This window comes from Streptomyces sp. NBC_01410 (genome assembly GCF_045040195.1).
In the GTDB taxonomy this organism is placed as follows: domain Bacteria; phylum Actinomycetota; class Actinomycetes; order Streptomycetales; family Streptomycetaceae; genus Streptomyces.
Map to the genome: position 1 here is coordinate 7,591,782 of NZ_CP109530.1, position 24,994 is coordinate 7,616,775.

Below are 24,994 nucleotides of genomic sequence, written 5' to 3' on the forward strand. Positions count from 1 at the left end.
GTACCGGAGTTGGCTTTCCAATGGATCAACAGCGGCGGAAATAGCGGGAGTTGAAAAGTGAACCCTTGTCCGTCCCGCCACTGGTTACCTTGATCCCGTGCGGACTCAGCGACAGCCGGGGAACGACCGGACCGGCGACTCTCAGCAGGCCCAGGCGCCCCTCGTCACCAGGCCGCCCGCAAGAAGTCACTGCATCCGAGCCCGCGCCCGCTCCCGCGCCGCGCCCCGCTCCCGCGCCCAAGCTCGCCGGCGAACGCGCCCTCGGCTTCGGCATGATCGAGAACCCGCCGAACTTCGTCCCACTGCTGGAGCAGCTGCGCACCCGCCTCGGCCAGGGCCGGAACCGGGCCCTGGCTGACAAGCTGCTGCCCCGGCAGCAGCTCGAGGACCGCAATGACAACGTGCAGCGGCTGCTGACCATCCTGGACCGGGACGGCTCCACCGGACTGCTGTCCAGCGCCATGGACGGCGGAGTCACCGTTGAGCTGTTCGACGGCCGCAACACCCCGTACTGGGCGCTGTTCAAGGTGAGCCGCGTGGCCGACGGCGTGGCCGCGAGCGACGCGAACGACGGGCGGGACATGGAGTACATCACCTCGGCCGTCGCGCAGCAGGCCGGCTCCCACGACAAGGGCTCCGCGACCGGCGCCGAGGGCATCCTCGCCGGATCGGGCCAACCTCTGAGCGGGTCCGGTCAGTTCAGAGGTGCCGGCGGCGCCGCCGGCCTCACCTACGCGTCCGGCAGCTCGCGCCGCAACGGCACCGTGAGCCGCCGCCAACTCGGCATGAAGACCGTGGCGGACAGCTCCGCGAAGTCGACCAAGGTGCACATGCCGCTCAGGGCGAGCCTCGAACTGTACAAGGGCAACACCCGGTTGGAGCTCGTCCAGATGAGCAGTCTGACGCTGACCCACCGCATCCTGCGCAAGGATCTGGAGGCGCTCTCCCGGGTGCAGCTCCCGGCGGACGACCTGCGGCTCGCCACGCAGGGCCGTCGCGAAGGCGACGGGGTCCCGCTCGGCTCCTGGCGGGAGGCCGGTGTGCGGCTGCCGATGGAGGCGCAGGTCAACGGGTTCCAAGGGGTCCAGCAGGTCAGGTGGTTGGTGGACTCCGCGGTCAAGCAGGCGGGCGGCAAAGACCGGTTCTTCACCCAGGGCCAGTCCGCCGCGTATGCCCTGAACGAGGCGGTGTCCACCGAGTGGTTGATCGCCGCGCTGCCGCTGCTCACCACCGCCGGGGCCGACCTGCCGCCGGTGCACGCCACCGGGGATTTCGGCCAGGACATGCAGGCCTCCGTGCACGCGCGGCTGCGCAACGGGCGGGTGCTGGGCCTCGGAGACAAGATGACCTTCGAGACCATCGGCCAGAGCCATCTGGACGCGGCCCGTCCCACCCAGCAGGACGGCCAGAGCTCCGCCGACCGGGGCAGGTCCGCCCGCCCGCTGTTCGGCGCGGGGGTGCTCAACGCCGACGAGTTCCGCCTCAACCAGCTGATGGGCAACACGGGCGGCTCCGGCGGCATGACCGACGCCGCGGCGAACGCCGCCGGCTCGATGCCGGTGCACAAGCCGAAGATGAAGTCGGTCCTGGTCCAGTTCACGCTGGACGTCAGGGTGGTGGCCACTGTGAGCAGCAGGGTCAAGGTCCCGGGCCGGAGCCGCACGACCGCCACGGCGGTGAAGGAGACGACGCCGGCGCAGCCGGTGGTGATCCGGATGCCGGAGCCCGTCGTCCGCCGCATGCTGGCCGCGCAGGGCGACCGGCTCAAGGACGACGGCAACCACTTGGGCCTGGCCACACCTCCGCCCGCCACCTAAGGCGTGCACCGCACGTCGTTTGGAAGGCTTCCCGGCCCCGGCAGGTGGGCTCAGTAGTAATCGACGAGCATGGGGGAGGCGTGCGTCAGCTCCGCCTCCTCCGCCCGCCGTTGCGCCTTGAGTCGTTCGTAGGCCGTTCCCAACTTCCCGCGCACCTGGTTGTGGAGGCTGGTGAACTCCGACTCGGTGATGGTGCCGCGGTCCGCATCCATGATCTGCCGGTGTACGGTTCCGGTCACCGAGCGTGCACTGTTCACTTCGGAGCTGCGGGTGCCTCTGCGCGGGGTTTCGACGACGTCGATTTCGAAGCTGATCCAGTCCGCCTTGTTGTACGGCCCGCCCGGTATGTCGAGCGAGTCGACCTCCGTCGGCTCGACGATCGCGTTGACCGTCAGCCGGATCGCGTAGCCGAGCCCGAGCAGGCTCGGCCGGAAGTCCCGCAACGCGGTCTCCATGGCCAGCTGTTCCGTGTTGACCGCGTTGGTGCCGACCACCAGGTTCTGGAATTCGGTGGGTCCGTTGTCGCCGTCGCCTATGAGGTGACACCACTCGTGCGAGGCAAGCCGCCGCCCGCTGCGGCCGCGGCGGCCGGTCTGCGGCATCGTCGCGTGCGCGGCGAAACCGCCCATCGCCCGTGCGGTGTCGCGCCCGGCGGTCGCCCGGTCCACCGTCGGCGGCTTGGAGACCCTGACCTGCGAGCGCGTCATCCCTCGCCGCGCCGCGCTCGCGGCCAGGAGGTCGAAGTCGCGCCCGCTCAGGAAGCGGCGGTCGTACTTGGCCGTTCCGTCTTGGTGGGTGAAGTTCTCGTCGACGATGTTGCGCGTGTAGAAGAGGAACGGCTGACTGGGGTGGCTGGGCAGCAGCACCACATCGTCGTCGGCGGCGCTGATGTGGGTGTCCTCCGTCAGTTCCCGCTCCACGGCCAGGTCGGCGAGGGCGTCGACGTCCATGCCGCCGTTGTACGCCGGGTTGACAGCCCAGTAGTCCCCGAACCGGAAGGTCCGTCCCATCGACCGGCCGCCCGACCCCTTGGGGGCCATGCTGACGATGCTGAAGGGCTGCCCGGCGTCGATCAGTGTGGAACTGCGCGGGCTGTTGACGAGCTCCACGCGGTAGATGAAGAACGAGGTCTGGTACTCGACCTGCCAGCTCTGCTGAAGGGTCCCGCCTCTTCGGGTCGCCGACGCCCTGGGCAGCGAGGCGGTGCGGTCGACACGCAGCGCGTCCATCCGATAGCCCTGGTGAGGGCCGGCGTAGGCGAATTCCGGTACCTGTACGAGCTTCCCGTCTTCGTCGAACTCCTCGTTAGGGACCCACATCGCGACGAGGTCCATGATCTGGTCGCGCTGTTCCAGCTGCTCCTCCGCGGTCGCGGGGAGCGGCGCGGCGCGCCGGGGCATGCGCTGCACCGCGGCTCCCGGCCCTCCCGCGTGCGTGTGTCCCGCGTGCTCCGCGTGTGCGTGCCCCGCGGGTGCGGACGGGGCACTGCCCAGGACGCGCATGGCCTGTTCCTCGGCCTCGCGCTCGAAGCGGTCGCCCGGGTCGGAGACGCGCAACCCATCCCCCCGGTCGGTGCCCGCGACCGGGCCCGAGCGCTGCTGGATGACATGGGTCAACTCGTGGGCGAGCGTGTGCCGGTCGGCGCCGCCCTCGCCGATGACCACATGGCTGCCGGAGGTGTATGCGCGGGCGCCGAGTTCGGCCGCGGACTCCCGCGCCGCACCGTCGGTGTGCAGACGTACGTCGGAGAAGTCCGCCCCGAAGCGGGCCTCCATGTCGGTGCGGGTCGAGGTGTCGAGCGGCCGGCCAGGACCGCGCAGCACGTTGTGCACCGACCGCTGAACGGCCGTGTCCGCCGCCCCGTCGTCCGCCGTACGCTCCCGCTGGACGGCCTGCCCCACGGCGGCGTTCCCGGCGAGCCGCTGCAGGCCGAGCAGGCCCGCCGGATCCGAGGATCCCAGCCGACCCGGAGCCGGCAGTCGACCGTCGGAGGAGGGGAGCGCGCGCCGCGCCGGGGGGACACCGCCGTGGTCCTGCTCACGCTCGTGCGAGGGACGCTGTGCCGTCATCAGCCCTCCCGGCCTGTCCGGACAAGAAGAGTCCATGGTCGGGGCTGGTGCCCGCCGGGTGGAGGGCCCTTCGGCCAGGAATTCGGGCAAACGCGAAGCGGCGACCGGTGCTTGGCGGTACGAGGCCCAGCAGCGAGAGGGGGAGCGGGCCCGGCACCGTGAAGCACCGGTGAAAAACCTGTGGAGGCAGTGTCAGTGGAGGCGTTTATGCTGCACCGGACGATCACGCGGGATCAGGGGAGGGCGCGGCATGTTGGGCAAGCTGTTCAGAAGGGGGCCGGAGAGACCGGCGGCGGTTCCGCACGCCCTTCCCGTCCCGCCCAGGCAGAAGAACGGGATGTACACGCTGCGCGCGCTCGGGGACACGCGGGTGGTCGCGCTGGTGGAGGCGGCCGACGCGGGTGACTGGGAGGCGGTCAAGGCGGCGCTGGCCCCCTTCGATCTCGGCCGCGACCACCAGGTCCTGGGCGAGCTCGCCGACTTGGACGGTGTGCAGGACTGGATCGGCCGGGCCGTCGAGGAGGACGAGAAGCACCGGGCGACCGCCCTGCTGATATCCGGGACGCGCCACATCAGCTGGGGCTGGGAAGCCCGCACCGCCGCGCGTGCCGTGAACGTCACGCAGGAGCAGTGGCGGGTCTTCCACGAGCGGCTCCACATCGCCGAGGAGCAGCTGCTCAAGGCCGCCGCGTTGCGGCCGGAATGGGTCACGCCGTGGCGCCGCCTCCTCACCTCCGGTCGTGGCATGTCGCTGAGCCCCGCCATCAAGGAATCCCGGCTCGACGCCGCCCTGCGCCGTGACCCACTCGACCTGGAGACCCACATCGAGTGGGTGTCGCAGTCGCAGCCCCGTTGGGGCGGCGAGCCCGGCCAGGCCCTGGCGTTCTCCCGCGAGGCGTTCGCTCGCGCCCCGCAGGGGCACCGGCTCGGCTGCGTGATCGCCATGGCGCACATCGAGGACTGGGTGGAGTCGGACAGCGGCGACTGCCTCGTGACCCCCGAGATCCAGCAGGAGTTGCGGGACGCCGCCGACCACAGCATCCTCCATCCCGCCTACGAGTGGCGCCCGGGCTGGCAGCACGACTTCAACATCTTCGCCATGGCCCTGTCGCTGGCCGGTGAGTGCCACACGGTCAAGCGCGTCTTCCGAACGCTGGACGGCGCCTACACCAAGTGGCCCTGGACCTACTGCGCGGAGCCCGAGAAGCAATTTGCCCGCCACCACCGCCGCGCCTGAGCACCCGCCGGCCCCGATCCCACCCACCCGCCCGGCCAGCACCGTCGCGCCGAGCACCTGCCGGCCCGCCACCCGTCGCCCCTCCCACCCCGGACTGCCCGATGACTCTGCCCGACACCGCCGTCGACCCGGCCGGCGCCGACCGCACCTTCCAGGTGGATCTGCGCGGCCTCGTCGACCTCCTCTCCCACCACCTCTACTCCAGCCCTCGTGTCTACCTGCGCGAACTGATGCAGAACGCGGTGGACGCGCTGACCGCCCGGCGCGGCCTCGAACCTGCCGCGCCCGTCGACGCCTTCGGCATCCGCCTGTACGCCGACGGTTCGGTGGTACGCGTCGAGGACGACGGCGTCGGTCTCACCGAGGCCGACGTGCACACCTTCCTCGCCACGATCGGCCGCAGCAGCAAGCGCGCCGAGATGGTCGCCGAGCAACGCGGGGACTTCATCGGCCAGTTCGGAATCGGCCTGCTCTCCTGCTTCCTGGTCGCGGACGAGATCCACGTGCTGAGCCGCTCCGCCGGCATTCCCGACGCCCCCGCCGTGGAGTGGCGGGGACGCGGCGACGGCAGTTACACCGTCCGCACCCTGCCCGCCTCCGCCCGCCCCCGGCCCGGCACCACCGTCACGCTGACGCCGCGAGCCGACGCGGGCGAGTGGACCCGCCCGGAGCAGGTTCACGTGCTGGCCCGGCACTTCGGCTCCCTGCTGCGCCACCCGCTGACCTTCGACGACGGCACGGGAGGCCCGGGCGCGTCCATCAACCCCGAGCCGGCACCCTGGGCGCGTACGTACCCCACGCCGGGAGCCCGATCCCGTGCGCTAACCGCGTACGGCGAGGGGGTCTTCGGGTTCACGCCGCTGGACACCATCGAGCTGGACCTGCCGGCCGTGGGCCTGAAGGGCATCGCATGCGTACTGCCCGAGACGGTGCCGGCCGGACGCCGTCACGGCCACCGCGTGCACGTCAAGGGCATGCTGTTGTCCGAGCAGGCCGAGGAGATCCTGCCCGAGTGGGCCTTCTTCGTCCGCTGCGTCGTCGACGCCGAGAGCCTGCGCCCGACAGCGTCCCGTGAGTCCCTCTACGAGGACGACACGCTCGCCGCCGTACGCGACGCCCTCGCCGAGCGGCTGCGCGCGTGGATCGCCCGGGCCGCCGCCAGCGACCCGGACCTGCTTGCCCGCTTCCTCCAGGCCCACCATCTGGCCGTGAAGTCGCTCGCGGTGCACGACGACGAGATCCTGCGGATGCTGCTGCCCTGGCTGCCGTTCGAGACCACCGACGGGCACTGCACCCTCGACGAGTTCGCGCGCACCCACCGCACCGTGCTCGTGACGTCCAGCGTGGAGGAGTTCCGGCAGGTCGCGGCGATCGCCTCGGCCGCCGGGCTCGGCGTCGTCAACGGCGGCTACACCTACGACCGCGAGCTGGTCCACCGGCTGCCCGAGATCAGGCCCGAGGTCAGCGTCGCCGACCTCGACCCGGCGACCCTCACCGCCCACCTCGACCCCGTCGACCGGGAGACGGAACTGGCCGCCGCGGCCTACCTTGCCCTGGCCCGCGACGCCCTCGCCGTCTTCGACTGTGACGTCGCGCTGCGGACCTTCCAGCCCGCCTCCGCACCCGCCCTCCTGGTGGACAGCCGCGAGGCCCGGCACGAGCGCACCCGCTCCCAGCTCGCCCGTGAGCAGGAGGGCGGCCTGTGGGGCGACATCCTCGGCGCCCTGCGGCAAGAGGCACCGCGGGCCCAGTTGATCCTCAACCAGCTCAACCCACTGGTCCGCGCCGCCGTCGCCATCGACGAGCCCGAGCTGGCCCGCACCAGCGCCGAAGCCCTCTACGGGCAGGCCGCGATGCTGTCCCGGCGCCCGCTGAGGCCCTCCGAATCGAGCCTCATCAACCGCTCCTTCCTCGACCTTCTCGCCCACGCCCTGCGCAAGGACAGCTGACGATGCCGACCACACCCCAGACCACCGACGAGCTGTTCCAGGCGCTCCAGGAGAACGACGGGCGTCCCTACGGCCGCACCCGCACGGTCACCGCCGAGGAACTCGTCGACGCCGCCGAGCAGTTCGCGGAGCCCGTCGTGCTCGTCCACGCGCTCTTCGAACTCCAGGAGGCGTACACCTACGGCTCCGAACCCCGGAAGTCGCCCGTCGTCTTCGCCCGTCTGCTCACCCTCTTCGACGAGCAGCCCGACGTCTTCGACGAGCGCCTGCGCCACATGCTGTTCTGGCGGTTCAAGTGGGTGGCCAACGCGCTGCGCGCGCTGCCCGAGATACCGCTGGCCAGCCTGCACCAGTGGACGAAGGAGATGCGCGACCGGTACGAGAAGGCCGACCTCGGGCTCCAGCCCTACTACGGACAGGCGTACCAGCTTGCCGCCCACGTCGGCGAGGACACCACCCTCGCCTACGAGCAGTGGGCGGGCCGCAGCCGCACCAGGCTCAGTGACTGCGAGGCCTGCGAGATCTGCGAGCGCGCCCAGTACCACCTCACGGCGGGCGACGACGAGCGCGCGCTCAGCGCCTGGGAGCCCGTCCTGGCCGGGAAGGAGTCCTGCCAGGAGGAGCCGGCTCGCTCCGTCTCGTACGCGCTGTTGCCCCTGCTGCGCACCGGCCGCACCGACCGGGCCCGCGAACTGCACCTCGCCGGCTACCGCAGCTGCCGCCGCAAGGCCTCGATGTCCCAGGAGGTCGGCCGGCACCTGGAGTTCTGCGCGCTGACCGGCAACGAGGCACGCGGCCTGGAACTGCTCGCCGAGAACCGGAACCTGTTCGACGAGGTCGACTCGCCGCTGGACGCGCTCGGCTTCCTCACCGGCGTGGAGGTCCTCCTCCAGCGCGTCGAGCTCCTCGGCCACGGCGAACTGCCCGCCGCCGGGTATGCGGGCCGCACCTGGACGGTGGCCGGCCTGCGCGCCGAGGTGCGCGGCCGCGCCGACGACCTCGCCGCCCGCTTCGACGCCCGCAACGGAACCACGGCCCACACCGACCGCCGCAGGGCCCGCCTCGAGAGTGCCCCGCTCCTGGAGGCGCTGGAACTGACCCTGCGCCCCCGCAGCCTCGACGACGTGGCCCCGGCGGCACCGGTTGCCGCGCCCGCTGCCCGTGCAGGCGCCGCCGTCCCCGACACGCTGTCCGAACTCATCCTCCAAGCCAGGACGTTGGACGAGCAGGGGCACCCGGACGCACACGCCTGCTGGGCGCGGCTGCGCACGCTCACGGCCGCCCGCGACTACACCCACACTGACGATCCGGCCGTGGGCCCGCTCGTGCGGCTGCGCGCGGACCTGCTGGCCGAAGAGGCGAACCGGGCGGGCGAGAAGGACGAGTTCACCGACGCCGCCGCCCTCCACGAGGAGGCCGCGGCCCTGTACGACGACGCCGGGGAGCCGGGTCACGCAGCGCTCTCCCGTGCCTGCGCCCTGCTCGCCATCGCCGAGATTCCGGCGGAGGGCGCCGACGGAGCCGAGGCGAAGGCCGCCGCGCTGACTGCCGCACACGCGTCCCTGGTCCGCCTCCACGAGGACACCCCCGGCCTCGCTCCGTACCAGGAGGCCCGCCTGCTGCGGCTGCGGGTGACCGCGCTCGCCCTGCGCCTGCAGACCTCGGGCAGCGAGGATCAGGTCGCGCCGGTGTTCGCCGAGGTGGACCAGTTGCACGTGTTCGCCACCCGGCACGACATCGCCGGGCAGATCTCCGGCGCCCTGCTGCTGCGGGCCAGCACCTACGCCCTCTCCGGCGACCTGCCCGCCGCGGTCACCGAGATCGACGCCCTGCTCGACCGGTTGAAGGCGCACGGCCCCGCCTGGCACCTGCCCCGCACGCTCGGACTGCGCGGCCGGTTCCAGTTCGGCCTCCGGGACGCGCAGGCCGCGTACGCGGACCTCGCCGAGGGCTTGCGGCTGGCCGCAGACTGGCCGGCCGAGACCGCCGACACCACCCGCCTTCACGGTGATCTGGCCGAGGCCTGCATGCACCTGGGCCGCCCCGACGAGGCACTGCGGCACCTGACGCGCTCCGCGGAGGCGGACCTTCGCCGCGGCAGCCGGACCGATGCGTTCTGCACCTACAGCAACGCGGCCCGGCTCAGCCTCGACCTGGGCCGTGTCGAGGACTGCATCGCTCTGATCGACTCCCTTCTGGCCGAACCGGACGTCGCCGCCGGAGAGTTGGACGACCGGCTCGTCGCTCAGCTGCGCCTGACCCGCGCCCGCGCGCTGCACGCGGGGGAGGACCTCAAGGCGGCCACGGCGGAGTTCGTCACCCTGGCGGGCGAGTCGTCCGGCTGGGACGACGACCCGGGGAGCCACGCCATGATCGCCGCGGAGACCGCCGTACTCCTCGGCGAGTCCGGCGAATTCGGTCGGGCCCGCGAAGTCGCGGACCAGGCACTCGCCGCCCACGCACAGGCCCCGCGTTACGAGCAGCTCAGCAACTGCCTGCGCGAACTCGCCCGTCTCCAGGCCCAGCAGCAGGGCTCCGACGGCCTGGCCGACGCCCTCGCCTTCCTCGCCGACGCGGGCCGGATCGCCGACGAGGCCCGCGCTGCCGAATACGAGGCCCAGGGCCGTGCCCTGGACACGGCACTGGCCTACGAACACGGGAGAGTCAACGCCTACGCAGGCGAGTACGAGGACGCACTGGCCGCCCTGGAGAAGGCCCTTGCCCTGCTCGGTGAGCCGGGACGGGAGGGCGAAGGCGCCGGCGAGTGGGCCGAGTGCGTCCGCCTGGCGGGCGCCGTGGAGGGCCTCTACCTGGAACGCCCCGCTCCCGCCCTCACCCGCCTCGACGCTGCGGTCTCCCGCCTGACCGCCCTGGGCCACACCGAGGAGACCGAGCCGCTGATCTCCTTGGCGGCCCGGCTGCGCGACGAGGAGTGACGCGGCGGTGCCGGGGCGACAGCCCGCCCCGGCACCGCCGCCCACATCTCCGGACAGGACCTAGGCCCGGGAGGTGTCTACCATCGCGGCGAGTACGGACTGCCAGTCCTCCCCGGGCTGTTCACGCAGTGCGGTGGCCAGCCGGTCCGCGCGGTAGAGCCAGGGGTGGTCGAGGTCCGGATGCGCCCGCTCGGCGAGCTGGATCTCACTGTCGCTGCCGAGGAGCGTACGCAGCTCGGCGGCGAGGTCCTGCCACGCGACGTGACCGCTCAGGGCGTTGGCCACTCCGTGGACGGGCGTGTCCAGGCAGGCGGTCACGGCACGCGCCAGGGCAGCCGCGTGGACCCACGGGGCGCCGTACCAGTCGCGCCCGGCTGTGCCGGGGCGTGGGAGGGTGATCGGCTCTCCGGCGAGGGCAGCCTGATAGAGCAACCCGGTCGCGCCCCAGCGCAGCTGGTCGCGCAGGCGGTCGTGCGGACCCCACACGATGGGCGAGCGTACGACGCTGGCCCCGCCCCGGCCCCCGGTGCCCGCCGCCCGCATCAGCAGCTGTTCGCAGTCGAGCTTCGCCTGTCCATAAGCGCTCAACGGCTGTCGGGAAGCCGACTCCTCGGCCACCCACTCCTCCGTCGGGCGTCCGTAGGCATCCACGCTGCTGACGAAGACGAACGGGCCGCCGCGCCAGGCGTCGACCATTGCTTGCATCGCCGCCACGTCCACCTCGGGCCGGGTGAAGGTGCAAGCGGCGTGGATCACCGCGTCCGCACTCTCCACCGCGGCGCGCAGGCCGTCCAGGTCGGTCAGATCACCCTCGACGACATCCACGCCGTCCCCGGCCACCAGATGTGCCGACTCGGGACGGGCCAGCGCCAGCACCGGCCTGCCCTGGACGGCGAGTTCACGCAGGAGGAACGCGCCGACGCCGCCCGTGCCGCCGGTCACCAGCACGGTGCCCTCGCGTGCCCGCCGGCCAGGTGACACCGGCGGAGCCGTCGAGGCCGCCGCCGCGCGTTCCGTCTCACGCGCGTCGAGCAGCGCGGCGAGTGCGCGCGGTGTCCGGTTCTGCATCACATCGAGACCGGTCAGCGGCAGCTTGAGCCCGGTGCGCAAGCGCTCGGCAAGCTGCACGGCGATCAGGGAGTGGCCACCGAGGACGAAGAAGTCGTCGTCCGGCGCCGGGGTCCGGCCAAGCAAAGCGGCGAACGCCGCCGTAACCGCCCGCGCACGGTCCCCGCGCAGGGCGGAGGCTGATGCCGCGCCGGGCAGCCGGCCGGCGTCCAGTGCGCCGTCCGCGCTCCGCGGCATCGCGTCCAGCAGCGTCACCGTGGCCGGGACGAGTTCCCGGGCGAGGACGGACCGGAGATGGGCTCGCAACTCGGCGGGCGAGGGGCCCCCGGTCTCCCGCAGGACGGCGTAGGCGATGAGCGGTCCGGTCGCCGGCTGCGGCACGGCCGCATCGCTCACCTGCGGATGCATCCGCAGCCGGGTCTCGGCCGGATGGCAGTCGTCGTCGGCCGGGACCGCCCACGGGCGGCCGGGCAGCCGTGACAGGGTCAGCTCCGGGTCGACGGCGACCGCGGCCAGCAGGTCGGCGAAGGCGTCTGCCAGCTGGTCTCCCGCCTCCGTCGCCAGCGCTGCCTGACCGTACTGGACCAGGCAGGCGGGCTCGTCGGTGTCCATGAGGCCGAACGACAGGTCGAACTTGGCTTCGCCGAGGCCGACTTCGACGGGCTCGGCGATCGTTCCGGGCAGCGGGAGCGCCGTGGGCGCCCGCAGCACGTCCGCGGTGACCCGTACCAGCGGCGTGCCGTCGGCGTCACGCGCGGCAGCGCCGAGCCGCTCCAGGATCAGGTCGAAGGGAACGTCCCGGTGCTCCTGGGCCTCCAGCAGCGCGTCCCGCACCCGGTCCACAAGGATCCCGAACTCCGGGTCGCCGGACAGGTTCACACGTACCGGAAGGGTGTTGACGCACAGTCCGACGAGACCGCGCATGGCCGCCCCCTCGCGGTGGGTGCCGGCGCAGCCGATGATCAGGTCGTCCTCGCCGGTGAACCGCTGCAGCGCGGCGAAGGCGGCGGCGAGGGACACTGTGAAGAGGGTGGCCCGGTGCTGCCTGCCCAGCTCGCGCAGTGCAGGCAGCACCGAGGCGTCGAGCTTCGCGGTGCGGGCGACGGCCGGCCGCGTGCCGAGGTCGGCGGAAGGGTGCGCGGGCCGGGGCAGCCGCAGCGGTACGGCTCCGGCGAGCCGGCGCGTCCAGTGACCCAGTCCTTCATCGAGGCGGCCGGCCGCCGCGTGCTCGCGGCGCGCGAAGTCCGTGTACTGCGGCGGCTCCGGCTGTTCGTGAGGGCGTCCGTCCACTGCTGCTGCGTACAGCTGCGTCAGTTCGCCGGCGACGGTCTCCAGCGACCCGCCGTCGATGGTGATGTGGTGGAAGGTCAGCAGCACGGTGTGGTCCTGGGGGCCGTGCCGCAGCACCAGGGCGCGCGGCAGGGGCCCCGCAGCCAGGTCGAACGGACGGCGCGCCTCCGCGGCGAGCGCCTGCGCGCCGTCGCCGTCGGCCTCCACCACCGGCACGGCGATCGTGTCGGGCGCGGGGAGCGTCTCCTGGTACGGCTCGTCGCCGCGCTGACCGTATCGGGTGCGCAAGATGGCGTGGCGTCGTACGAGCGTGGTGAGTGCGACAGTGAAGGCGTCGACGTCGAACGGCCCGTGCAGCCGGGTGGCGAAGGGCACGCTGTAGAGGGAGCCTCCCTGGCCGAGGCGGTCCATCAGCCACATCCGGCGCTGGGCGTGGGACAGCGGAGCGGGACCCTGGTCGTGGACGGCTGTGGGGACCGGGGCGGCCCGGCGCGTGCCGGCGCGGGCCCGGGCCCTGCGCAGCAGTTCCTCCTGCAGCGAGGCGGAGCTGGGGGTGATGTCAGTGGCCATCGGTGTCCTCCGGCGCGTCGAGGTGGAGATCGCTGTGGTCGGCCAGCAGGGCGCGCTCGACAAGCGCGGCCTGTCCGGCCACCGTGGGGGCGGCGAAGAAGTCGGGCAGGGACAGCTCCACTCCGAGCTCCTCGCGCAGGTCGTCCGTGACGACCAGGGCGAGCAGGGAGTGACCGCCGTAGGCGAGGAAGTCGGCGTCCGGCCGGTTCACTTCGCAGCCCAGGCTGCGGCTCCACACCTCGGCGACGGCCTGCTGGAGCGGGGTCAGCGCCTCAGTGGCGTCCTCGGCGGTCGCGGTGCCGTGGAAAGCGGTGAGCGCGCGCCGGTCCACCTTGCCGGAGACCGTCAGGGGCAGCCGCTCCACGAGGGTCAGCTCGTCGGGGACCAGATGTGCGGGAAGCTGTGCGGCGAGGCGCGCCCGCAGCGTCTCGGCACGGGGGACCGGGCCGGGTGCGGCTACGACGAAGGCGGCCAGGCGGGCGTCGTCCGCCGCGGGCCGGCGGACGGTCACCGCGGCGTCGTCCACCTCCGCCTGCTCGCGCAGGATGTGCTCGACCTCGCCCGGCTCGATGCGGAATCCACGGACCTTGACCTGGTCGTCGACGCGGCCGTGAAAGTCCAGAACTCCGTCCGGGCGCACCGAGACCAGGTCGCCGGAGCGGTACAGGCGGCCCAGCGACGCATGGTCCACGAAGCGTTCGGCGGTCAGCTCCGGCCGTCCCGCGTATCCGCCTGCCAGACGGCTGCCGCCGATCCACAGCTCACCGTGTTCGCCCGGCGCGACCGGCTGCCCGGTCCCGTCCAGGACGTGTGTGACGGCGCCGGCGATCGGGCGGCCGATCGGCACCGGGCCGTCGCAGTCCGCATCGGTGACCCGGTGGGCCGTGGCGAACGTCGTCGTCTCCGTCGGCCCGTAGCCATTGACCAACTCGAGCCAGGGGAACGCGCGCAGCACCGCCCGGGCATGCTGAGCGGCCATCGCCTCGCCTCCCACCACCACCGTGCGGAGTACCGAGAACACCCGGGAGCGGCGGGCAGCCAGCTGGTGGAACAGCGCCGTGGTGAAGAACGCCACGGTCGCGCCGTGCCGCTCCACCTGCCGGGCCAGATCCTCGAAGGAGGGCCGCTCGGCGGTGCACACCACCACGGCGGCTCCGTTGGCGAGGGCCGACCACACCTCGAAGGTCGAGGCGTCGAAGGTGGTCGGCGAGTGGAACAGCACCCGGTCGCGGGCGGTGACGGTGGCGTACTGCGGAGCGGTGACCAGTTGGGCGATGCCGCCGTGGGTGACCGTCACGCCCTTGGGGAGGCCGGTGGACCCCGAGGTGAACAGGACGAGCGCCGTCGCGTCCGGGCCGGGCTCAGCCGCGGGCAGCTCCGCGCCGGTCAGCAGTGGGTCGTCGTGCAGCGTCAGGGTGGCGCCCGTGAGGGCCGCGGATTCGAGGAGCTTGCTGTCGCCGACGGTCAGTGTCGCCCCGGCGGTGGCGAGCATCGCCTCGATACGCGGACGCGGGTGCGCCGGGTCGAGCGGCACGCACGCCGCGCCCGCCCACCACAGCGCGAGCTGCGCGACGATGGTGCGGGCCGAGCGCGGCACCAGCAGCGCCACCCGGTCGCCGGGGCGGACGCCGTGGTCGTGCAGGTGTGCGGCCAGAGCGCGGGCGGAGGCGACCAGCTGCGCGTACGTCAGCGTGGTGTCGCCGTCCATCACGGCCAGGGCCTGCGGGGTCTGCTCGGCGTGCCGCGCCACCAGGGCGGGCAGGCCGGCGGCGTACGCGGACGGTGTGCGGTCAGCCGGCACGGGGCTTTCCTTCCTGTGGTCGGGGGTGTTCGCCAGGACAGTCGCCATCTCAGGCCACCCCCGGTCTGACGGCGGCGCGGCGCTTGTCGAGTACGGCGGCGACCGCCCGAAGGTCGGGCTGACGGAGCAACTCCGGTGCGCGCAGCCGGACTCCGGTCTCCTGCTCGATCATGGTCAGCAGACGCGAGGCGACGAGGGAGGTTCCGCCGGCCTCGGTGAAGTTGTCCGTCAGTCCCGCACGGGGGCTGTCCAGCAGGTCGCGGACCACCCGCAGGACCAGTCGCTCGCTCTCCGTCGCGCCGTCGTGCGCATCGCCGTTGCCGGCGGTGGCGCTGCCGACGGCGTTCGGCTGCGTGGGGGCCGCGGCCAGCTTCAGCAGGTGGGCACGGTCGACCTTGCCGTTGGCGTCGAGTGGGAAGGCGTCCAGGATCCGCACGGCCGAGGGCACAGCCTGCTCGGGCAGCCAGGCCCGTACCTCGGACAGCAACTCGTCGGCACTCGCTCCGCCGGATGCCAGGACGTACGCCACCAGGCGGGCGCTGCCGTCGGCGGAACGGGGCGCGGTGACAACCGCGCTGCGCACCGACGGGTTCTGTTCGAGCGCGGCCTCCACCTCGGCCGGTTCGATCCGTACTCCGCTGATCTTCACCTGATCGTCGAGACGGCCGAGGAACTCCAGCCTTCCGTCGTCCAGCATCCGCACCCGGTCCCCGGTGCGGTACACGCGGTCTGTGCGCCGCGCGTCGATCCCCGGGGGCGGGGCGGTGAACCGGCGTGCCGTCAGCTCCGGGTCCAGATAGCCGAGCGCCAGACACGTGCCGCCGATGCACAGTTCGCCGGCCTCACCGCGGGCGGCGACACTGCCGTCCGCCGCGGTGACGACGACCGTGGCGCCCGGGACCGGAGTTCCGATCGACGGCGCGGTCTCGTCGCCCGCGTCGTGGTCCGTGGCGCGCATGGCGTGGGTGGTGGTGACGACGGTGGCCTCGGCGGGCCCGTACGCGTTGTGCACTGTGGCGGTCACATCCGCACCCGGGCGCCGGCGCATCCGGTCGCCGCCGACAACGAGGTGACGCAGCTTCAGGTCCTGGGGCCAGGTCCGTTCCAGCACCGGTTCGGCCATCGGAGTGGCCACGACGCACACCGTCACGGCGGCGTCGCGCCACCATGCGGTGAGTTCGGCCGGGTCCCAGCGAACAGCGTCCGGAGCGGGAACCAGAGCCGCGCCGGACGTCAGACCGGCCCACAGTTCCATCACATGCGGATCGAACGCGACGCCGATCAGCAGGGACTGCCGGTCTCCGGGCGCCAGGCCGGTCTCGGTGCGGTACCAGTCCAGCAGTGCGGACAGAGCGGGTTCCGCGACGGCGACGGCCTTCGGCCGCCCGGTGGAGCCGGAGGTCAGCACGGCGTAGAAGGCTTCTTGCGGAGCCGGGCGCGCACTCGCAGCGGGCGGGGCGAAGGCCGCGACGGCCTTCGGGGCGGCGTTCGTTCCCTCTCCCGGCAGCGGCAGCGCGATCTGCTCGGCGGCCTGATGGCGGGCGGGCAGCACGGTGGGGTCGCCGATCAGACAGACCACGGCGACGTCCTCGGTGACCGCGTCGATGCGGCGCTCACCGGGGCGGGGGCCCAGCGGGAGATAGACCGCGCCGATCCGGGCGAGGGCGATCGCGGTCACGGCCAGCGCCGCCGAGCGGTCGAGGCAGACGCCGACCAGGTCGCCCGGGCGGACCCGGTCGCTCAGGGCGCGAAGGACGTCGTCGGCCGCCTCGTCCAGCTGCCGGTAGCTCCAGGTACGGGTCCCGTCGACCACGGCGGGAGCCTCGGGACTGCGACGTACCCACTTCTCGTAGCGGGAGAGCACTCCGGCGGCGGCTTCGGGGAGGGGAGTGCCGTGTACGACGCTCGGCAGGGCGCCCTGACGGCCGTTCATCAGCTCGGAGGTCTGCTCGGGGGTCTGCTCGGCGAACCGCCCGGTCATCGGCGCGGCCCCCGTCGGCGTGTCACTCAGGATCTCGGTCATCACGACTCCGTCGGCGTGGTCGTAGCGGTGTGGGCAGCAGCGGTCGGCGTGGCGAAAGCACCAAGGGCGCGCGCCTGGTCGGACAGGACCGGGTTCCGGAAGAGCAGCTGCATCGGCGGCCGTGCGCCGATGCGGGGCTCCAGCCAGGCCGCCAGCTGTGCGGCTAGCAGCGAATGCCCGCCGGTCCGGAAGAAGTGGGAGGCATCGGTGAACCGACTGTGACCCAGCACCTCGCGCCAGCCCTCGGCGAGCAGAGCCAGCGTCGGATCGGTGAATTCCGCGGGGTCGGTTTCGGCCGTGGCGCTCTCCTCGGCCGGTGCGGTGGGCTCGAGTTCGGCGGCCAGACGGGCCAGCGCCACTCGGTTCGGCTTGCCCCCGGGCAGTGTCGGCATGGCATCCAGCCGCGCCCATCGACCGGGTACGAGGGCACTCGGCAGACGTCGGCTCAGTTCGAGGTGCATCGCCTGCTCGTCCCACGGCTGCTGTCCGTCGGAGTTCTCCAGGAAGCCGACCAGGCGCGGTCCGCCGGCCGCTTCCCGGTCCAAGACGACGGCACAGGAACGTCCGCCGAGCACGGCCGATGCCGCGGCCTCCACCTCCTCCAGTTCGATGCGGTAGCCCCGCAGTTTGATCTGGTTGTCCCGGCGCCCCAGGAAGTGCAACAGCCCGTCGCGATCCCGGTAGCCGAGGTCGCCGGTGAGATAGACCCGCTCGCCGTTCAGTGCCTCGATCCGTACGAATCGGGCCGCGGTGGCCTCCGGGTTGCCGACGTACCCCTCGGCCAGACCGGCGCCGGCGATGGCCAGTTCACCGACCGCACCGGCCGGCAGTGGACGCAGCGCCGCGTCCAGGACGTGGATCCGCTCGCCGGGCAGTTCGGTGCCCAGGGGGATTTCCGCCCCGTCCGCGAGGTTCTCGCGGGTGATCTCGTACACCGTCGAGCTGATCGCCGCTTCGGTCACTCCGTAGACGTTGAACACGGAGGCGTCGGTGTCGGCGAGGAACGCGCGCATCGCGTCCGCCGGGATCCGCTCGCCGCCGAGCACCAGCAGCCTCGGCGCCCAGCGGCGCTCGCGCAGCACCGGCCGCAACTCCTCGCGGGTGGCCAGGAAGTAACTGGTCGGGAGGTTGGCGACGGTGACCCGGGCGGCGGCCAGCAGCTCGGCGAGTTCTGCTCCGGTGGGCACTTCCCGCTCCGGTACGACGAGGCAGGCACCGGCGTACAGCGAGGGCAGGACCTCTTCCAGCGCCACATCGAAGGAGGGCTGGGCGAAGAGCAGCACCCGGTCACCGGCGGCCAGGCCGAACCGCTCGGCCGCGCCGGTCAGATGGTTTTCCAGGGCCGCCCGGCCCACCGCGACGGGCTTGGGTATGCCGGTCGAACCCGAGGTGTGGATGATGTACGCCGCACCGGCCACCACATCGGCCTGCCGCGCGGCGGGGAAGGAGGCGGCGTCGATACGCGCCGTCGGCAGGTGTGCGGGCAGCGTCGCCCCCGCGTCGGCGGAGGTGAGCACCAGCGCCGGGCCGAGCCGATCGAGCAGCAGCTCCAGACGGGAGACCGGGTCGGACGGTGAGAGCGGGCAGTACACGGCTCCGGTCCGCAGACAGGCCAGCAGCGTGACCACCGAGTCGGCACCGCGCGGCAGTACGGCGGCGACCGGCTGACCGGCCGTCACACCGGCGTCCCGCATCCGCTGCGCGAGCGAGGTGACCTGCTCGTCGAGGTCGCCGTAGGTGAGCCGCCGGGCCCCGATCAGCAGCGCGGGCTGGGAGGCGTCGTGGGCGGCGGCCGGGTCGAGCGCGTCCAGGCCCTGCGCGGCCGCGTGCGGTTCGGGCGCGGGGTCGCACGCCGTCGCCGGAAGCGCGAGGTCGGCGAGCACGGTGGCGGGAGCGTCCAGGTAGGCGCGCAGCAGATCCAGGAAGCGTTCGGCGAGCAGCTTCGCCACGTCCTCGCCGAAGAGATCGGCGTCGTAGTCCCAGACCAGCGTCATGCCGGGCGCCCCGTGCCGGGGGCTCACTCCACGGCGGTCGTCGGGCAGCAGGACGACATCGAGGTCGAATCGGGTGGTGCCGGTGTTGAACCCCTCGAACAGGGTGATGTCCATGCCCGGCACCTCGATCTCGGGCAGTGCCGCGTCGTGTGCGCTGAACATGACGCTGAACAGCGGGTTGTCCGCGCCGGAGGTGTGCAGGGCCAGTGCGCGGGTCAACTCCTGGACCGGCACTTCCTGATGCGGCAGAGCGCGGATGAGGGTGTCGGTCACCTCGTCCATGGTGTCCTCCGCCGGGGCTTTCGGGTCCAGGCGAAGCCGCAGTGGGATCGTGTTGACGAACATGCCCACGGCGTCCTCGAATCCCCGCGGGCGGTTGCCGACGGCGGTGCCGACGACCATCTGGGAGCGGCCGCTGTGCCGGCGCAGGAGCTCCGCGAAGAGCCCGAGCAGTGTGGAGAACGGGGTCAGGCCGCGCTCGCGGCTGTGGGTGCGCAGCCGCTGGGTCAGATCCGCGCCGATCGACTGACGCAGCTGTCCGCCGTGGTGCCTGCGCCGGGCACCGGGCCGGGACAGGCCGGGCAACGGCATGTCGTAGGAGGCGCCGCGCAGTTCGTCGGCCCAGTACTCGAGGCTCGTCTGCCGGGCTGCGGCTCGTGCGTCGTCGGCCTGGACGTCGGCCTGGGCACGTACATGGTCCGCGTACGAGCTCGCGGGAGGCAGAGTGACCGGCTCACCGAGGACATGGGCGCGGTAGACGGTGAAGACGTCGCCCAGCAGGATCGCGAAGGAGTGCCCGTCGTGGATCAGGTGGTGCTCGACGTGGATGAGCCGGTGCTGGTCGTCGGCGAGCCGCGCCAGCGTCCAGCGCAGCAGTGGCGCCTCGTACGTGTCGAGCGGGGTCTCGGCCTCGGTGCGCAGCAGCTTGGCGAACGCGGCCTCCGGGTCGGCCTCCCCGGTCAGATCCACGCTGCGCAGGCGGGGCGCACAGGTGTCAGCGGTCCGCTGGGCCGGCATCGCGCCGGGGACGGCCACGAGTTCCAGGCGGAGTCCGGGGTGCCGGTCGAGGGCGGCGGTGAGTCCGCGGCGCAGGGCCTCGGTGTCCAGCGTCCCCCACAGGTCGAGTGAGGCGGTGAAGTTGTACGCGCGGCTGCCGGGCTGCACTTGTTCGTGCAGCCAGACGATCTCCTGCGACGAGGAGAGGGGAAGCATGGGCGATCCCTGAGGTTGTCGGGTCGGGTTCTTCGGATGCGGGTCGGGGCACGGTTGTGCTCCCACCCGGGGTTCGCAGGCCGGTCCGCGGATCGCGCGGTCCTGCCGTGCTGTGCTCGGTGGCTTCGGGGTGGTTCTGTGGCTGTGTGGCCTGAGGGTTGTGCGGTGCGCCGGCCGTGTGCGGTTCGGCGCTGTGTCCTTTCCGTGTACGACTGCGGCGTTCAGCCGACGGTGACGTCGGCTCGCTGCGGTGCGGGCAGGGTCGCGCAGAAGGCGCCGAACCCGTCCTTGGCCGTGCGGTCGTCGTGCACATGGCGGTCCCACACCATGCGGATGTGGAGTTCCGGCCCGTGGGTGACGGACACGGCGAACGGGGCGCGTACGTGCCGGCCGTCGATGTGGACCTCGCGGCCCACCACTCCGCCCAGGCTCAGCGGTGGACGGCGACGGGCGTCGTCGACGGTCAGCAGGCCGTCCAGTCGGCCCGACCACAGGGAGCCGGCCGACCGGGCGGCGTGCACGACTTCGTCGAAGGGGGTGTCCGCCCGGTCAAGATCGCCCCACCAGCCGGTGGCCGTCGCCTCCCCGCCGAAGGGGTCGTCACCGCTCGGGCCGTTGGGGGGGTCATCGGTCCCGGCGGGGAAGACGACGGTGTTGAGGAAGCAGCCGACCACGGGCGCCGCGGCGGCCGGGCGGCCGCCCCACGGATACCCGATCGGTGACACATGACCGGCCCCGTACAGGACACGGGCCGTTGCCCGACAGGCGTCGAGCAGCGCGGGGAACGGTACGCCGGAGGCCGGAGCGGGCAGCCGCAGTTCGGCGGCGCCGGTGGGCAGTGTGCCGGGGGCGAGATCCTGCGGCACGGGCAGCGCAGGGCTTTCGCGCACGGCGCGCAGCCGCCCGCCCCAATACTCCAGAGCCGCGGCCGACCCCGCGCGCTGCTCGGCCTCGAGCTGCATCTGAACCGCTTCCCGGTAGGCGGCCAGTTCCGCGGCCGCGTCGGCGGGCGCGAGTTCTCCGGGGCCGATCCCGTGGCGGTAGGCGCTACTCAGCTCCTCGACGATGCGCGCCAGCGACTGGCCGTCGCAGGCGGTGTGGTCCAGTACGACCGCGAGCACCTCTTCCTCGGCATCCGGTCCGTCCTCGGCCAGGTAGAGCCGCAGCGGCGAGCCCTGCGCGGTCCAGGCGCTCAGGGCACGGCGCACGGCGCCGGCCGCGTCCTCGCCGGGCGCGCGAACGAGGCGTTCCACCGGCACGTCCGGCTCCGCCAGGCGAAGCGCGGGGGTGCCGCGGAGCACCTCCGGGAGGGCGCGCAGTACCGGGTGCCGGGCGGCCAGATGGTTCGCGGCCGCTCGCAGCCGTACCGGATCCACGGTGCCGCGGGGGAAGGCGAAGAACATCGGAACGATGTCCGGCCGTCCGGCGGGGTCCAGGGAACGCACCAGGACGAAGCGCCGCTGAGCTCCGGTGACGGGCAGCAGATCAATTTCGCCGTTGTCCGCGGCGATGCGTTGGTATCGAGCCAGGTACTGGCCCGTGATGCTGAGTTGCACATTGTCCTCTCTGTCGTGTCTGTCTTGGCCGCGCGTCGGACGCCGCGCCATGACGCTCGGGCGGAAGGCAGCAAGAATGACCTGCAGGCAGGCAGGCGGGAGCTGGAACGGGGGCGTCGAGTCAGCCGGCGGTGACAGGCTCGGCGTGGCCGCCGGTGTCGCGCGTGGCCGGGTCTTCCGGGTCTTGCGCGTCGACCGGCAGATCGCGCATGCGCCGCAGGGAGGAGAGCAGCAACGGCAGCGGTACGGCGAGGAAACCGATCGCGCAGACCCAGAGCGCGGCGCGCGGACCGAAGGCGCCCGCGACGGCGCCGCCCACGACCGCGCCGAGCGGCAGGGTGCCCCACACAAGGAAACGCAGTGTGGCGTTCATCCGGCCGAGCAGTCGGGGCGGGCAGAGTGCCTGACGGAAACTGACCTGGGCGACGTTGTAGACAACAGCGCCGAAGGAGACGACGCCGGAGCCGATGGCGAACAGGGCGGCGGTGCCTCCCCGTCCGGACAGCGGCCACAACAGTGCGAACGGCCCGGTTGCCAGGGCGGAGAGCCAGATGATGCGGGCCTGTCCCAGGCGTCCGGCGAGCGTGCCGGCGCTCAGTGCACCGACGAGCCCGCCCACGGCGGACGCGGAGAGCATCAGACCGATCGCGAACGGCGGCAGGCCGATCACCCTTACCAGGAAGATGGTCTGAGTGGCCATCAACATCGCGGTGAAGAAGTTGCCGAGGCCGGTCGTTGCGGCGATGACCCGTAGCAGGGGGTGGCCGAGGACGAACCGGAGGCCTTCCCCGATGTCCTTGCGCAGGGACGCGCCCGGAACAGGCTCGGGCCGGCTCTCGGGCGGCCGCTTCATGGCCAGCAGGAAAATCGCGGACACGGCGTAGCCGATCGCGTCGGCCACGATCGCCAGCTGGGCTCCGAGGACTTGTACGAGCCCGCCGCCGATCCCCGGGCCTGCGACGTGGGCCGATGAGCGGACCGTTTCCAATGCACCGTTTCCGGCCATCAGCTGCTCCCTGGGCAGCAGTTCGGGCAGGTAGCTCTGGTGTGCCACGTCGAAGAAGACGGTTGCCGCTCCGGTGACCAGAGCGACGACGTACAGCTGCGCCATCGTCAGTACGTCGGCGACCGCAGCCAGCGGGATGCTCGCCATGGCCAGGGCGCGCACCGCATCCGCCCGGATCATCAGCGGGAGCTTCCGCATCCGGTCGACCCAGGCACCCGCAGGCAGCCCTATCAGGAGGAAGGCGGCGGTCTCGGCAGCCGTGAGCAGTCCCACCTGAAACGCGGGTGCCTTCAGCACGAGAACCGCCACCAGCGGGAGCGCGACCAGAGTGACCTGGGCGCCGACTTGACCGGCCGCGGCCCCGGCGAGCAGGAGTCGGAAGTCGCGCATGCGCAGCAGACCGCTGGATGCGACAGGGTGTGAGGGGGACATGAGCCAGACCTTCACGGCCAGTCGATCACCAGTCAAAACACTAAGAACACTTTCGGTCGTTTCTCTTGCGGTATCTCTATCGGATCGGTAAATCTTCCGCCAGATAGGGGCGACTTCCGGATGAATGACACGCGTTGAGGCTTCCAGGCAAGAGGATCCGCCCAGAGCTCGCCCGGCAGACCTTGGCTGATCTCGTACCTGGCGCCGAGACTCGCACCTCTGGCCGAAAATAGTCGTCGGCTCACCCTCGGTGTCCGAGATGCCGACTCCAGCCGCTATAGGCGGTTCGTCCATGCGAGGCAGGTCTATCTGGCCGACGCACTACATCGATGCCGCGGTTCACGGTGCAGGAACATCGAGACGCCCTCCAGCACGGACGTGCTCGGGTCAGCTGCGGTGCGTACAGCCAGGTCATCGGCGGCGATCGGGCGGGGCATGGCCTTGGCCAGGTGACCGGCGATCTTCTTGCGGAGTTCGGTCAGGCTCTCGGTGACGTGGAGCTTGGCGCCGTGACGGAGTTTGGTGGACACGAACCGCGACAGCCCGGACAGGCGGGTTCGGTTGTCGTTCCTCGGCTGGGTCCGCGCGGCGAGCGGCGGAATGGGCAGCGTGACGGGCCGTGGCGCCGTTGTGCGATCACGGCCCGTCACGTAGCGGCGAGGTCCGACAGTCGGGGCCTTTCCGACCCGCCGCGGTGTCAGGTGGACCAGATGACTCCGCCGTTGTGAAGAATGACGACCTTGCCGTCCGCCCGCAGGACCAGCTGGGCGTTCTCGTGACCGTGGCTCTTGGAGGCCCAGATGGGGCGGTCGTCGGCGTTGTGGATGACGAGGTTGCCGTCCTGCTGGAAGATTGCCCGGTGGTTGGCGCCGAACGTCATGGCCGCCCAGATGGGCTTGCCCTTCTCGTTGTAGACGACGAGGTTGCCGTCGCTCTGCATGACCATGCGGATGCGGTTGGTGGACCAGGCCTGTCCGACCTGCAGGACACTGGTCGCGTAGACGGTCTTGGTGCCCCAGTTCGGCTTCGGGGTCGCCTTGGCCTTCTTCTCGGGCGAGCTGCTCGGCTTGGGGCTCGGCGAGGGCGCGGCAGGCTGGACGACGGCGACCTTCGGCGCCTCGCTCTTCTTCGGCTTCGCCTTGCTCGGGGACGAACTGGGCTTCTCGGCCACGTAGTCGTCGAGCACGGCGGGGGCGGAGCTCGCGTTCAGGACGGTGTCGGAGTCCGCGGCCAGCCCTTTGGCGGAGTCGGGTCGCTCGTCGTTCGCGCTCCCCGCCAGCAGCAGGGGTATGGCGACCAGGACGGCGCCGGCGATCGCGGCCCCCGCCAGGATCGGCTTGCGGGGGCGTCCTGTGTCGGTACCGGTGGCGGCCTTGACGTCCGGCGGCGCCGTTCCGACGGCCGCCGCGACGGCGACGCCCTCCTCGGGCTCCTCGGCGGGCTTGGCGGCGGCCGGGGGCGGGGCGGCGGCGGTGGCGGTCGCGGCAGCGGTCTCCCCGCTCAGGGCAGTGCCTGACTCCGCCTTGGGGGGCGCGGCGGGGCTCGGGGCCTGCTCGTCCGGTGCCGAGGACGGGGGTGGCGACCCGGCCTCCTCTGCGCGGGCGGCGGGCGCCTCCGCGTTCGCGCCGGGGATGTGGTGCTGGGGGGACATGCGGTACTCCTCCTCGGTGGCGGAGCTGTCGGTGGTGGGCACGGGCCGCACAGCGGCCGGGCCGGACGAACGCCGGTCGGCGCGGCGGGCTTTGGGCAAGTGCCGCGTCGAGTCAGCCGGTTCGGCTCTCGGTCCTGGTCGTCGAGTTCCGCTGGCCCTCCGCGGCGGCGGCCGCGGACCGGTCCGAGCCTTTCCGGGCTGCGAACCCTTCCGAGCCGCGAAGTCCTCCCGTACAGCCCTGGCTTGGACGTCCGGGCGGAAGGCATGTGTACGTCGACGGGCCCGATGGCACACCCAACTTAGCCCGTCACAGGGGCGACAGCAGCACCCCCCAGCCCCAACCGCCCCACCGCTTTGTCCCCCCACGCCTCACTGCTCCCCAA

Annotated in this window: 13 protein-coding genes; 4 read left to right on the forward strand and 9 right to left on the reverse strand. The window is 72.3% G+C overall.

Annotated elements, in window-relative coordinates:
* The first annotated feature begins 272 nt into the window (after window positions 1–272).
* The gene (locus OG741_RS34720; RefSeq protein ID WP_405604308.1) at window positions 273–1,817 is read left to right on the forward strand and encodes a hypothetical protein; all 1,545 of its coding nucleotides are present in this window, start codon (window positions 273–275) and stop codon (window positions 1,815–1,817) included.
* Window positions 1,818–1,867: 50 nt separating this feature from the next.
* Here the strand turns inward: OG741_RS34720 and OG741_RS34725 are convergent, their stop codons facing one another.
* Window positions 1,868–3,886, reverse strand: coding sequence for a DUF4157 domain-containing protein (locus OG741_RS34725; protein ID WP_405604310.1), 2,019 nt, complete (start codon window positions 3,884–3,886; stop codon window positions 1,868–1,870).
* Between the two features lie 250 nt (window positions 3,887–4,136).
* Here OG741_RS34725 and OG741_RS34730 point away from each other — a divergent pair, with 250 nt between their 5' ends.
* The 3 genes from OG741_RS34730 (at window position 4,137) to OG741_RS34740 (ending at window position 10,008) form a co-directional block, all read left to right on the forward strand.
* Entirely contained in the window at window positions 4,137–5,123 is a 987-nt protein-coding gene (locus OG741_RS34730) for a hypothetical protein (protein ID WP_405604312.1), read from the forward strand.
* A 101-nt stretch (window positions 5,124–5,224) separates the two neighbouring features.
* On the forward strand, window positions 5,225–7,072 hold the full coding sequence (locus tag OG741_RS34735) for an HSP90 family protein (RefSeq protein ID WP_405604314.1): 1,848 nt from the start codon (window positions 5,225–5,227) through the stop codon (window positions 7,070–7,072).
* A gap of 2 nt (window positions 7,073–7,074) precedes the next feature.
* Window positions 7,075–10,008, forward strand: coding sequence for a hypothetical protein (locus OG741_RS34740; RefSeq protein WP_405604316.1), 2,934 nt, complete (start codon window positions 7,075–7,077; stop codon window positions 10,006–10,008).
* A gap of 60 nt (window positions 10,009–10,068) precedes the next feature.
* Here the strand turns inward: OG741_RS34740 and OG741_RS34745 are convergent, their stop codons facing one another.
* The 8 genes from OG741_RS34745 to OG741_RS34780 all read right to left on the reverse strand — a co-directional run bounded on the left by OG741_RS34745 (window position 10,069) and on the right by OG741_RS34780 (window position 24,611).
* The gene (locus OG741_RS34745; RefSeq protein WP_405604318.1) at window positions 10,069–12,936 is read right to left on the reverse strand and encodes a condensation domain-containing protein; all 2,868 of its coding nucleotides are present in this window, start codon (window positions 12,934–12,936) and stop codon (window positions 10,069–10,071) included.
* Window positions 12,926–14,737, reverse strand: coding sequence for an amino acid adenylation domain-containing protein (locus OG741_RS34750; RefSeq protein ID WP_405604320.1), 1,812 nt, complete (start codon window positions 14,735–14,737; stop codon window positions 12,926–12,928). Before OG741_RS34750 ends, OG741_RS34745 begins: the two co-directional genes overlap by 11 nt.
* Window positions 14,738–14,786: 49 nt before the next feature.
* Complete coding sequence (locus tag OG741_RS34755; protein WP_405604322.1) at window positions 14,787–16,760, reverse strand: non-ribosomal peptide synthetase; 1,974 nt, start codon at window positions 16,758–16,760, stop codon at window positions 14,787–14,789.
* Window positions 16,760–19,966: a non-ribosomal peptide synthetase gene (locus OG741_RS34760; protein ID WP_405604324.1), complete on the reverse strand. Its 3,207-nt coding sequence runs from the start codon at window positions 19,964–19,966 to the stop codon at window positions 16,760–16,762. The genes OG741_RS34755 and OG741_RS34760 overlap by 1 nt, the downstream gene beginning before the upstream one ends.
* A 221-nt stretch (window positions 19,967–20,187) precedes the next feature.
* On the reverse strand, window positions 20,188–21,522 hold the full coding sequence (locus OG741_RS34765) for a non-ribosomal peptide synthetase (RefSeq protein WP_405604326.1): 1,335 nt from the start codon (window positions 21,520–21,522) through the stop codon (window positions 20,188–20,190).
* A 121-nt stretch (window positions 21,523–21,643) separates the two neighbouring features.
* Window positions 21,644–22,960: an MFS transporter gene (locus OG741_RS34770; protein WP_405604328.1), complete on the reverse strand. Its 1,317-nt coding sequence runs from the start codon at window positions 22,958–22,960 to the stop codon at window positions 21,644–21,646.
* Between the two features lie 305 nt (window positions 22,961–23,265).
* Window positions 23,266–23,490 (reverse strand): hypothetical protein, encoded by a 225-nt coding sequence (locus tag OG741_RS34775; protein WP_405604330.1) that lies wholly within the window; start codon window positions 23,488–23,490, stop codon window positions 23,266–23,268.
* 167 nt (window positions 23,491–23,657) lie between these two features.
* Entirely contained in the window at window positions 23,658–24,611 is a 954-nt protein-coding gene (locus OG741_RS34780; RefSeq protein ID WP_405605944.1) for a mannose-binding protein, read from the reverse strand.
* Window positions 24,612–24,994: the final 383 nt, after the last annotated feature.